This window comes from Ruegeria sp. YKSF57 (assembly GCF_059612585.1).
Genome location: NZ_JBXWQW010000003.1, coordinates 85,253 through 97,087, shown reverse-complemented (window position 1 = coordinate 97,087; position 11,835 = coordinate 85,253). Strand labels below are relative to the sequence as shown.

Annotated in this window: 9 protein-coding genes and 1 tRNA gene; 4 read left to right on the top strand and 6 right to left on the bottom strand. The window is 62.1% G+C overall.

All coding sequences use genetic code 11. From position 1 onward, the window contains the following. Nucleotides 1-23: 23 nt before the first annotated feature. Nucleotides 24-1,010, bottom strand: coding sequence for a 2-hydroxyacid dehydrogenase (locus AC2FLX_RS01725; RefSeq protein WP_480748082.1), 987 nt, complete (start codon nucleotides 1,008-1,010; stop codon nucleotides 24-26). Nucleotides 1,011-1,182: 172 nt separating this feature from the next. On the opposite strand from AC2FLX_RS01725, the gene AC2FLX_RS01720 reads away from it, so the two are divergent. From AC2FLX_RS01720 to AC2FLX_RS01710, 3 genes are all read left to right on the top strand, one after another. Then, on the top strand, nucleotides 1,183-1,671 hold the full coding sequence (locus AC2FLX_RS01720; RefSeq protein WP_480748083.1) for an SH3 domain-containing protein: 489 nt from the start codon (nucleotides 1,183-1,185) through the stop codon (nucleotides 1,669-1,671). A gap of 83 nt (nucleotides 1,672-1,754) precedes the next feature. After that, nucleotides 1,755-2,747, top strand: a complete 993-nt coding sequence (locus AC2FLX_RS01715) for an NADPH:quinone reductase (RefSeq protein ID WP_480747812.1) — start codon at nucleotides 1,755-1,757, stop codon at nucleotides 2,745-2,747. Nucleotides 2,748-2,837: 90 nt separating this feature from the next. Further along, nucleotides 2,838-2,912, top strand: a tRNA-Gln gene (locus AC2FLX_RS01710). Nucleotides 2,913-3,071: 159 nt separating this feature from the next. Here AC2FLX_RS01710 and AC2FLX_RS01705 read toward each other — a convergent pair. The 5 genes from AC2FLX_RS01705 to AC2FLX_RS01685 all read right to left on the bottom strand — a co-directional run bounded on the left by AC2FLX_RS01705 (nucleotide 3,072) and on the right by AC2FLX_RS01685 (nucleotide 9,567). Continuing rightward, nucleotides 3,072-3,218: a DUF3489 domain-containing protein gene (locus AC2FLX_RS01705; protein ID WP_480747861.1), complete on the bottom strand. Its 147-nt coding sequence runs from the start codon at nucleotides 3,216-3,218 to the stop codon at nucleotides 3,072-3,074. Between the two features lie 356 nt (nucleotides 3,219-3,574). Beyond that, nucleotides 3,575-6,355 (bottom strand): formate dehydrogenase subunit alpha, encoded by a 2,781-nt coding sequence (gene fdhF, locus AC2FLX_RS01700; RefSeq protein WP_480747862.1) that lies wholly within the window; start codon nucleotides 6,353-6,355, stop codon nucleotides 3,575-3,577. A 14-nt stretch (nucleotides 6,356-6,369) separates the two neighbouring features. Continuing rightward, on the bottom strand, nucleotides 6,370-8,073 hold the full coding sequence (locus tag AC2FLX_RS01695) for an NAD(P)H-dependent oxidoreductase subunit E (protein ID WP_496811120.1): 1,704 nt from the start codon (nucleotides 8,071-8,073) through the stop codon (nucleotides 6,370-6,372). 86 nt (nucleotides 8,074-8,159) lie between these two features. Then, on the bottom strand, nucleotides 8,160-9,041 hold the full coding sequence (locus tag AC2FLX_RS01690; RefSeq protein ID WP_496811121.1) for a LysR family transcriptional regulator: 882 nt from the start codon (nucleotides 9,039-9,041) through the stop codon (nucleotides 8,160-8,162). A 103-nt stretch (nucleotides 9,042-9,144) separates the two neighbouring features. After that, complete coding sequence (locus AC2FLX_RS01685; protein ID WP_496811122.1) at nucleotides 9,145-9,567, bottom strand: hypothetical protein; 423 nt, start codon at nucleotides 9,565-9,567, stop codon at nucleotides 9,145-9,147. A 376-nt stretch (nucleotides 9,568-9,943) separates the two neighbouring features. Between AC2FLX_RS01685 and AC2FLX_RS01680 the strand changes: the two genes are divergently transcribed. Next, a complete protein-coding gene (locus AC2FLX_RS01680) occupies nucleotides 9,944-11,797 on the top strand; it encodes a TPR end-of-group domain-containing protein (protein ID WP_496811123.1) in 1,854 nt (617 codons plus the stop codon). Nucleotides 11,798-11,835 lie beyond the last annotated feature (38 nt).

Here is an 11,835-nt window from a genome sequence, read left to right as displayed (position 1 = left end):
AAATGGCCGGGCGCCGGGGTCGTTCAAAGCATCGACGGCACGACCTGATCGGGCGGACGGTGGCCGTCCTCGAAGGTCTTGATGTTGATGATGACCTTCTCGCCCATCTCGATCCGGCCCTCGATGGTGGCCGATCCCATATGCGGCAACAGCACCACGTTCGGCAATTGCCGCAGGCGCGGGTTCACGTTGGTGCCGTGTTCATATACGTCCAGCCCCGCCCCGGCGATTTCATCCGCACGGATCAGGCGGGTCAGGGCATTTTCGTCGATCACCTCACCGCGCGAGGTGTTCACGATCACGGCAGACGGTTTCATCAGTTTCAGACGGCGCGCGTTCATCAGATGAAAGGTGGACGGCGTCGACGGACAGTTGACCGAGATCACGTCCATCCGCGCCACCATCTGATCAAGGCTGTCCCAATAGGTCGCCTCCAGCTCTTCCTCGACCTCGGGGCGCAGGCGGCGGCGGTTGTGGTAATGCACCTGCATGCCAAAGGCCCGCGCGCGTCGGGCGACGGCCTGACCGATCCGCCCCATGCCCAGAATGCCAAGGCGGCGGCCACCGATGCGGCCACCCAGCAAAGCGGTCGGCGCCCAGCCTGTCCAGTCGCCTTTCTGCATCACCGCCAGACCTTCGGGAATGCGCCGCGTGACGGCGAGGATCAGCGCCATGGTCATGTCGGCGGTATCGTCGGTCAGAACGCCGGGCGTGTTCGACACCAGTATTCCCCGCTGCCGTGCGGTCGATACGTCGATATGATCCACCCCGGCCCCGTAATTCGCGATCAGCCGCAACTGTTCACCCGCCTGCCCCAGCAATCCTGCATCGATCGTGTCGGTCACGGTCGGCACCAGCACATCGGCGGTTTTCACCGCCTCGACAAGCTCGGTTCGGGTCATCGGCGTGTCATCTTCGCGCAGACGCACATCAAAGAGTTCACTCAGCCGGGTTTCGACGGCTTCGGGCAACCGTCGCGTTACGACAACACTCAGACGTTCTCTTGGCACTTCGGCCCTCCCACTGCTTTGCAATCCTGCGCGCGCCATGGCATCGTGGCGCAGGATCAGGCGGGGCACAAGAACCCCAAGCTGAATTGACGCAGCCTTTTTTCAAAACCGGATCAACAGGCATAAGAGCAGGCAGGCAGTGAGGCATTCGGTATCGGTGAAACGCCAGTATCTGGCGCTGTTTTCGACTCTTCTCATCGCGTTCGGCATTTCCGCCGCGAGCGCCGAGGAAAAACGCGGTCAGGTCACCAACCTGCCGCTGCCCCGTTTCGTGTCGATGAAAGCCAACGAGGGCAACGTCCGGCGTGGCCCGTCGCTGACCCACCGAATCGACTGGGTGTTCAAACGCCGCGACATGCCGCTGCAGATCACCGCCGAATTCGGCAACTGGCGCCGCGTGCAGGACCGTGACGGCGCCGGTGGCTGGGTGCATTACGCGCTGTTGTCAGGCGCAAGGACGGTGCTGATCGAACAGGACATGGTTCCGATCCATTCCCGCCCCGATCCCGCTTCGCAGGTCAACGCCCGGTTCGAGACCGGCGTCGTCGCCCGACTTGGCACCTGCACCATCGACTGGTGCCGGATCTCGGCCGGGGGCTATCGCGGCTGGACGCCGAAAACCAACCTCTGGGGCGTGGCGGCTGACGAGATCCGCGAATAGGGCCGAAATCGCCGCGCCGTGGGGTCTGGCCTTCGCCGCATATCGCGTTATCGTGCCGGTCTCAGCCCCTGCGGAGAGACCACATGAAAGCCATCACCTACAGCAGCTTTGGCCCGGCGAAGGACGTCCTGACACTCACCGAACTGGATCCGCCCAAACCCGCCCCCGGCGAGGTGCTGGTCGATCTGGAGTATTCCGGCGTGAACCCGTCCGACGTCAAGGCCCGCGCCGGGGCCCGGCCCGGCGTCACCAGGCCGCCCTTTCCCGTCATCATTCCGCACAGTGATGGCGCAGGAGTGATTTCCGCCGTAGGTGACGGCGTGCCGCAGACCCGCATCGGCGAGCGCGTGTGGATCTGGAACGGCCAGTGGCAGCGCGCTTTCGGAACCGCTGCCCAGCAGATCGCGCTGCCCACGGAACAGGCGGTACGCCTGCCCGATGCAGTGTCGCTGGAAACCGGGGCGGTTCTGGGCATTCCGGGCCTCACCGCATGTCACACGGTGTTTTCCGGCGGCGACGTGGCGGGGCAGACCGTTCTTGTTCAGGGCGGCGCAGGCACCGTCGGCTATCTCGCGGTGCAGCTTGCCAAATGGGGCGGCGCCAAGGTGATCGCCACTGCCGCGCCCGCCAGTTTCGACCGCGTGCGTGACGCCGGGGCGGATGCCGTTGTCGACTATTCGGACCCCGATCTGCCGCAACAGATTCTGTCCGCCAATGGCGGCCGGTCCGTGGACCGGATCGTCGAGGTCGAATTCGGCCTCAACGTCCGGACGGACACCCAAGTCATTGCCGAGAACGGCCGCATCAACGCCTATGGCTCGGCGGCGCAGATGTCGCCCACCCTGCCGTTCTATCCGCTGATGTTCAAAGCGGTCACGCTTGAGATGACGCTGATCTATCTTCTGCCGCCTGCCCTGCGCGCCGCGGCCATTGCGAAACTGACCGGCGCGCTGAACGCAAATGCCCTTCGCTGCCCCGTCCAATCCATCCACGGCCTCGCCGATTGCCACCTTGCGCATGAGGCCGTCGAGGCCGGAAAACGCACCGGTGCGGTGCTTTTGAAAACCGCGGATTGAGCACCGGAAAAAATGAATGCCAAGGCTCACATTTTTTGCGAAATGGGCCTTGAACCCCGCCAACAAGAGTCGTAGATAGCCGCTCACCGTTGGGGTGTAGCCAAGTGGTAAGGCAACGGTTTTTGGTACCGCGTACCGTAGGTTCGAATCCTACCACCCCAGCCACTTTCTCTGAAAGACCCGCAAAACAAGGGGAAATCCTCCCCTTTCTCCGGCTGTGTATCTCAGTCGTCCGACAGATGAGATACAAGGTGGGATACACTCTTCCCGTTCAGGGATCTGGTAGACCGTTCCTTTGTCATATCCTGATCGCTCAACGGTTTGTCACATCCTGCACATCATCGAAATCGCCGCGCGCGCAGAATGTGGCTGCCAGCCAAAGGCGTTCTGAATCTGCGCAGTTGTGGCGCCGGTCTTGCGGGACAGCAGTCTCTGTAATTGTTGCTGACCCCCGGGGCTGTTCCGGGCCAATTTGCCAGGTCACGTTTTAGTTTTTTGTTCCGGATGCAATTGCCATCGTTATCATCCTCATCTTTGGGCAAAGTGAAGGTTGGGCGACCTCACAGGTGTCCTGCCGAGTTCCTGTTTTTACCTCAGAACAAACGCCCCGCACGTGTTTGCGGATGGCTTCGGCCGTGCTTTGTGGGCATCTGACTCGTTGCTGGATTCCCGACGCGCTCCTGACCGATGCCCGCATAAAGCGCCAAGGGGGAAAACCGCGTTGGTTTGACGAACCAGAAAACCGCAAACCTGAAAGTCGGCACATGGCCGAACAAAAAAGGACGGCCCCCGAAGGGACCGCCCGTCACGCGGCAGGAGGAGGAGAGTTATTCCGCCGCGATAGCCTCGATCTTTTCGACCCGGATCGCCGAGAACTTGAACTCGGGGATCTTGCCATAGGGGTCGATGGCCGGGTTGGTCAGGATGTTCGCCGCCGCCTCGACATAGGCGAAGGGGATGAACACCATGTCCTCGGCAATGGCCCGGTCGGCGCGCACCATGATCTCGATGGATCCGCGCCGGGTGGTCAGGCGCACCATCTCGCCCGGCTCGATCCCCATCAGCTTGAGCGTACGCGGGTTCATCGAACAGTTGGCCTCGGGCTCGACCGCGTCCAGCACCAGCGACCGGCGGGTCATCGACCCGGTGTGCCAATGTTCCAGCTGGCGCCCCGTCGTGGCGATCATCGGATAATCCGCGTCCGGCGCCTCGTCGGGCGGGATCACACTGGCGGGTGTGAACCGGGCGCGGCCCTCGGGGCGCGGGAAGCCGTCGCCGAACACGATCGCCTGACCCGGATCGGTCTCGCTGAGCGACGGATAGGTGATGGTTTCGGTCTTCAGTCGCTCCCAAGTGATGTTGTTGAGCGACTTCATCGTCAGCTTCATCTCGTCGAACACCTGCGACACGTCGGTGTAATCCCAGTTCAACCCGATGCGCTGCGCCAGTTCGACGGTGATTTTCCAGTCCTCGCGCGCCTCGCCCGGCGGCGGCACGGCGGGGCGCACCCGCTGCACCTGACGGTTGGTGTTCGACACCGTGCCATTCTTTTCGTAAAGCGCCGAGGCGGGCAGGATGATGTCGGCATAGTTCGCCGTCTCGGTCAGAAAGATATCCTGCACGATCATCAGGTCCAGCTTGGCCAGCGCCTCGCGCGCGTGGCCCGCGTCGGGGTCGGACATGGCGGGGTTTTCACCCTGAATGTACATGCCCCGGATCTTGCCCGCATAAGCGTGATCGATGATCTCGGTCACGGTCAGGCCTTTCTCGTTCGAGAAGTCCTCCGAGTTCCACACGCTGTTGAACCTGGCGCGGATGCCGTCATCGGTCACCGACTGATAATCCGGCAGGAACATCGGGATCAGGCCCGCATCGGATGCGCCCTGTACATTGTTCTGACCCCGCAGCGGGTGCAGACCGGCGCCCGGCTTGCCCACGTTGCCGGTCATCAGCGCAAGGCTGATCAGGCAGCGCGAATTGTCGGTGCCGTGGATATGCTGGCTGACGCCCATGCCCCAAAAAATCAGACCGGCCTTGGCGCCTGCAAAGATGCGCGCGACGCGGCGCAGCTGATCGGGCTCGATGCCGCAAATCTCGGACATCTTCTCGGGGGTGAAGGCGCGCAGATGTTCCTTCTCGGCCTCCCAGTTCTCGGTCCAGCGGTGGATGTACTGGCTGTCGTACAGCTCTTCCTCGACGATCACGTTCATGATCGCGTTCAGCATCGAGACGTCGGCACCGGGGCGGAACTGCAGCATCTCGGTGGCAAACTTGCGCATGCCGACGCCGCGCGGGTCCATCACGATCAGCTTGCCGCCACGCTTGGCGAACTGCTTGAAATAGGTCGCCGCGACGGGGTGGTTCTCGATCGGGTTCGAGCCGATGATAATCGCCACATCGGCGTTCTCGATCTCGTTGAAGGTCGCCGTCACCGCGCCCGAACCCACATTCTCGATCAGGGCCGCCACAGACGACGCATGGCACAGACGGGTGCAGTGGTCGACGTTGTTGTGGCGGAAACCCTGACGGATGAATTTCTGGAACAGATACGCCTCTTCGTTGGTGCATTTGGCCGAGCCGAAACCGGCAACCGAACGTGGGTCTTCGGCGCGCAGGGCCATCAGCCTGGTGGCTGCCAGATCCATCGCCTCTTCCCACGTCGCTTCGCGGAAATGGGTCGACAGGTCGCCCGGATCGACATTCAGCCCCTTGGCGGGCGCATCTTCGCGCCGGATCAGCGGTTTGGTCAGGCGGTGCGGGTGGTGGATGTAGTCAAAGCCAAAGCGACCCTTGACGCACAGGCGGCCCTCGTTTGCGGGACCGTTGATGCCCTCGACATATTTGACCTTGCCGTCCTTGACCTTCAGCGACACCTTGCAGCCTACGCCGCAGAACGGGCAGACGCTTTCGGTCTCGGAATCGTAATCCTTGCTGTCGCCGCGCTGCTGGTCATCCAGCACGGTGGCGGGCATCAGCGCGCCGGTCGGGCAGGCCTGAACGCATTCGCCACAAGCAACACAGGTCGACGCACCCATCGGGTCGTTCTGGTCGAACACCACCTGCGCCGTATGGCCGCGACCGGCCATGCCGATCACGTCGTTGACCTGCACTTCGCGGCAGGCGCGGACGCAGAGGTTGCAGTTGATGCAGGCGTCCAGATTGACACGCATCGCGACGTGGCTGTCATCCAGCAGCGGGATTTTCTCGGCCTCTTTCGCAGGAAAGCGGCTGCCCGAGACCTCGTTCAGCCTGGCCATATCCCAAAAATGGCTGGATACGTCATGCGGCTGCTCGGGCTGGTCGGCAACCAACAGTTCCATAACCATGGCGCGCGATTTCTCGGCGCGGTCACTGTCGGTCTTCACAATCATACCGTCCGCCGCAGGCCGGATGCACGAGGCGACCAGCGTGCGCTCGCCCTCCACCTCGACCATGCAGGCGCGGCAGTTGCCGTCGGGGCGATAGCCAGGTGCAGGCTTGTGGCACAGGTGCGGAATCACCAGGCCCCGGCCATTGGCCGCTTCCCAGATCGTGGTGCCCTCGGGCACGGTGACGTCATCGCCGTTCAGGCTGAAGGTGACGGTCTTGGTTGGGCTTGCGTCAAGCATGGCTCTGTCTCCCCTCAGATTTCGTCGGCAAAATGTTTCATGACCAGACGGATCGGGTTCGGGGCCGCCTGCCCCAGACCGCAGATCGAGGCATCGGCCATCACCTGACACAGGTCCTCCAGCAGATCGGTGTCCCACTTGTCGGCCTGCATCAGCTTGACCGCCTTTTCACAGCCCGCCCGGCAGGGCGTGCACTGGCCACAGCTTTCATCCTCGAAGAACCGCAGCATGTTCAGCGCCGCATCCCGCGCGGTGTCCTGATCGGACAGAACCACAACAGCGGCAGACCCGATAAAGGTGCCAAGCGGCTGCAGCGTGTCAAAGTCGAGCGGGACGTCGTCAATGCTTGCAGGCAACAGACCCGACGACGGCCCGCCCGGCTGATACGCCTTGAACACATGGCCCTCGGCCATGCCCCCGGCGGCATCAATCACGTCCAGAATGGTCGACCCTGCAGGCAGCAGGTATACACCCGGCTTCGCCACCCGGCCCGAGACCGAATAGCTGCGCAGCCCTTTGCGGCCATTCTTTTCAACCGAGTTCAGGATCTGCGGCCCCTCGCGGCAGATCTTCGACACCCAATAAAGCGTCTCGACATTGTGAACCAGGGTCGGACGGTCAAAGACCCCGACCTGCGCCACGAATGGCGGGCGGTGGCGCGGCAGGCCCTTCTTGCCCTCGATCGACTCGATCATCGCGGATTCTTCGCCGCAGATATAAGCGCCAGCGCCCCGGCGCAGGTCGATGTAACCCTTGGCAACGATCCCGGCCTGTTCCAGCGCGGCAATCTCTTTTGCCAGAATCTCCAGTACCGCCGGATATTCGTCGCGCATGTAGATAAAGCAGGTCTCGGCCTCGACCGCCCATGCGGCGATCAGCATCCCTTCCAGAAAGACATGCGGCGTGCGCTCAAGATAGTAGCGGTCCTTGAACGTACCCGGCTCGCCCTCGTCCCCGTTCACGGCCAGATAGCGCGGCCCTTCGTTCATGCGAACAAAGCCCCATTTCTTGCCAGACGGAAAACCAGCGCCGCCCAGACCACGCAGGCCCGAGGCCAGAACCGTTTCCTGTACCTCTTCCCAGTTGCCGCCGTCGCGCAGCTCTTTCAGCTTGGCGTAACCGCCGTTTGCCTCATAGGTGGCATAATTCTCGTATTCGGGCAGATGTGCATGGGTGTCACCCGCGGCAATCGCGGCCTGCACCTTTTCGGGGGTCGCGTGATCGATATGGTTGTGGCCGATCTCCAGCACCGGCGCGGTGTCGCAACGCCCCATGCAGGGCGCGCGCAGCACACGCACTTGTGACCGGTCCAACCCGTCCTCCAGCGCCTTCTGCAACTGCTGGGCGCCAGCCATCTCGCAGGACAGGGAATCGCACACCCGGATGGTCAGCGCGGGCGGCGGCGTCTCACCTTCCTTGACCACGTCGAAATGGGCATAGAAGGTCGCGGTCTCATAGATCTCGGCCTGACCGATCCGCATTTCCACCGCCAGCGCGGCGATATGATCGGAACTGATATGGCCGTGGGCATCCTGAATTAAGTGAAGGAATTCAATAAGCAGATCGCGGCGGCGCGGGCGGTCGCCCAGCAGGCGCGCAATCTCGGCCTGTGCCTCATCCGTGAACTGACGGCCCTTGGGCGTGCGCCGCCCCTTGCCTTTACCTGACTTCCAGACGCCCTTTGGCGCGCCTGCTGGCTTGGTATCCAATGGTGCCATGATGCCCTCCGACTGACGCCTCGGTCTCTCATCAGCTCATCATATCGTCAAATCGCAAATCTCAATCGCACGATAACGACAAATTATCACCGTAAAGAGGTTACCACCCGCCGCAGCGCCGCCACCGTCGGCAGTTCCGGATCGCGTTCCAGCGTTGCCAGACAGATCGGTTTCGACACCTCGGGTTCGACCAGCGGCAGCACCTTTGTGCCCTCCGGGTCGCCCAGCGCCCGGATCAGCACGCGCGGTACCACCGCCGCCGCCAGCCCCTCGCGCGCCATGACCATGGCGGCGGTAAAGCCGCTGGTCTCGGCCACCACGCGCGGATGCAGGCCCAGCTCGGCAAAAATCCGGTCGAGGATGCGACGGTTCTGCATCTGCGGTTCCAGCAGGCACAGCGGAAACTCGGCCACCCGCGCCCACGGGATCGGCCCGGTTTCGTCGGTCATGTGTCCGGGCACCAACAGCACATAGCTTTCCTCGTAAAGCGGCTGCACATGGCGCAGATCGGTGCCGATGCTATCGCCATAGGTGATGCCCGCATCGATTGTCCCCTCGTCCAGCCCCTGCTGGATCGCGGTCGAGGACATCGAGTCGATCCGCGCCACGATCTTTGGATGCGCCTGATGCAGCCGCCGCACCAGCCGCCCGGTAAAGGCCAGCGCCGTCGGGATAACGCCCAGAATCAGCGAACCGGAAATCTCGCCCCGGATCGACGCGACCTCCTGTTCCAGCGCCTTGGTGTCGCCCAGAATGCGCCGCGCCCGGCGCACGATCATCTCACCCTCGTCGGTCAGACCCTGAAACCGGTTGGCCCGGCGCACGATGGTGATGCCCAGCCGCTCCTCCAGATTGCGGATGCGCATCGAAAACGCGGGCTGAGAGATCCCGCATTCCTCGGCCGCCTTGGCAAAATGGCGATGCCGCGCAAGGGCACTCAGCAGTTGCAGGTCTCGCAATTCGATCATGAGCGGTCCTTGGTCCAAAGTGCGGGTACATCAACATACCGCCCGACGCACCAAGTGTAAGCCCTCGCAATGGCTCCGGCAGAACACGATACCTGTCCGAGGCCTAACAAATCGACAGGATGAATTCCCAAAGAAACGCGGCTTTGGCCAGCACCGAAAAATGATAGTCGGCAATACGCAGGACAATGAGCCCGAGCATGCCCCACATTGCAATCATAAGGCCCAGCAAAAGGGGGTCGCGTTGTTGCGAGACAAAGATCAGGCGCAACTCCCGTTCCCGCCGATACAGGTCTTCGACATCCGCCAGCTGACGTGCCATCAACATCTTTTGCGATCCCTTGCCATAAGACACTGCTGCGATCAGGGACAAAGGCAGGAACGTCGACCGCGTCGATAAAATCTTACTCAGGAACCATTGCCAGACAGTTTTGATACCGTCTGTCAGAACTGTGGTCGAAACACCTGAACCTTCGGTTTGTGCTTTTATTCTTTGGGGGCGGGCACAAGGCAGACTGATTGCCGACATTGCGCCGTCCCGATATCGTTTCGCTATCATATACGTGAAATCCGGACAATTCAGGGCACGGGCATCTGCGAAGTTCCGCCGACTCTAACACGAAAACCTGGCGTTGCTATCATGCGCAGCCTGGCTGAGCGGACCATGAGAACACCAGGACCTGCAGGCAAACGAGGTCTATCGCACCCGATCCCTGCCGCTGTTCGAAAAGATCTGGCGCCAGACCTATACCCTGACGCGCGATACCGAGCGCCGGTTTTAAACCGATGATCCGCCGAGATCCGCCAGCACGGCTTTCCTCGCTAAACGACGAACCGGCGCTCAGATAAGCAGTTCCGCCCCTTCTGCGGACGTCGTATGATCGTACGAAGAAGGGGGAAACAAGGTGACGCGCCGGCTTGCAGCGATCATGATTGCGGATGTGGTGGGGTTTTCCGCCCTGATGGCCTCGGACGAGGCCGGAACGCTTGCCACGCTCAAGCAGCATCATGCCGACCATTTTCACCCCCAGATCACCCGCCGCAACGGTCGCATCGTCAAACTCGTGGGCGACGGATTTCTCGCCGAGTTCACCTCGGTCGTGGACGCGGTGGAATGCGCGCTGGCGATCCAGCAGACCCTGTCGCTCATCGACGACGCGTTCGCCCTGCGCATCGGCATCAACCTCGGCGATGTGATTGTCGATGGCGACGACATCTATGGCGACGGGGTCAATGTTGCGGCCCGGCTGGAAAGCCTGTCGGAACCGGGCAGCATCTGCCTTTCGGGTCCCGCCCACGATATGGTTGTCGGCAAGGTCGACTGCGCCTTCCGCGACCTGGGGCTGAAACAGCTGAAAAACATCGCCAAGCCGGTTCATGTGTTCCAGATCGCCTCCGGATCACCCGCGCCGCACTCATCTGCGCCCGCCACCCCCGAACGCTACTCCATCGCAGTGCTGCCGTTTTCGAACATGAGCGGCGATACCGAACAGGAATATTTTTCGGACGGCATCGCCGAGGACATCATCACCGACCTGTCCAGGATCTCGCGATTGTTCGTCGTCGCCCGCAACTCGACCTTTGCCTACAAGGGCCAGTCGGTGAACGTCCGCCAGATCAGCACCGATCTGGACGCGATGTTCATCCTCGAAGGCAGCGTTCGCAAGTCGGGCAACCGGGTGCGGGTGACGGCCCAGTTGATCGACGGCCAGACCGGCGGCCATTTGTGGGCCGAACGCTATGACCGCGACCTCACCGACGTGTTCGAGGTGCAGGACGAAATCACCCGCAACATCGTCGACGCCCTGAAAATCGTCATCGCCCCGAAAGAGAAAAAGGCCATCGAACGAGTGCCCACGCGCAACCTTCAGGCCTATGACTGCTATCTTCAGGGTCGGCAACTGATGCACAGCATGAGCCGTGACAACCTCGAAAATGCCCGCAAGCTGTTCCTCAGGGCGGTAGAGCTGGACCCCGGCTATGCAATCGCGCTGACCGGCCTGTCCGACTGCGACGCGACCTATTACCATTTCTACTCGTCCGAACTCGAGATGCTCGATACCGCCGAAGCCAACAGCCGCCGCGCGCTCGAGGTCGCGCCGGGCATGGCCGAGGCCCACGCTTCACTCGCCTTCGTGTTGATGCTCAAGGACGACGCCGCTGGTGCAATCCGCGAATTCAACACCGCGCTTGAAATCGACCCCATGCTGTACGAGGCATTCTGGAACTTCGGCATGTTCCATGTGGTCCACAATGATTTCGAGACCGCGGCAGACCTGTTCCACAAGGCCGCCAGGGTGCGGGGCGACGATCTGCAATCCAAGATGATGCTGATGACCCTGTGGAAGGAACTTGGCCACAGGGACAGAATGCTGACCCTCGCGCACGAGACATTCTCGATCGCCAGCAGGCTGTTCGAATATGACGACCGCAATGTGCACGCCGCCTATATCGGCGCGTTCGCCCTGATCCATCTCGGTGATCGCGACAGGGCGCTGGACTGGCTGCAAAAGGCCGTTGATGTCGCCCCCGCCGATCCGCGCTCGACCTACAACATCGCCTGCGCTTATTCGATGCTCGGGGATCGCGACAACGCCCTCGCGTATCTCGGGAAATCGATCATGGAGGGCCGGCCGATCCGGATGATGAAATGGGCCACCGAAGACCCCGATCTGGCCCCCCTGCGCCAGGACCCCCGGTTCGACGACCTGATGAAGATATGGCGCGCACGGATGAGCCGCCCGCCCGCACAAACGTGACGGGCGGCAGCCCGCACATCATTGACTCGAATCGCAAT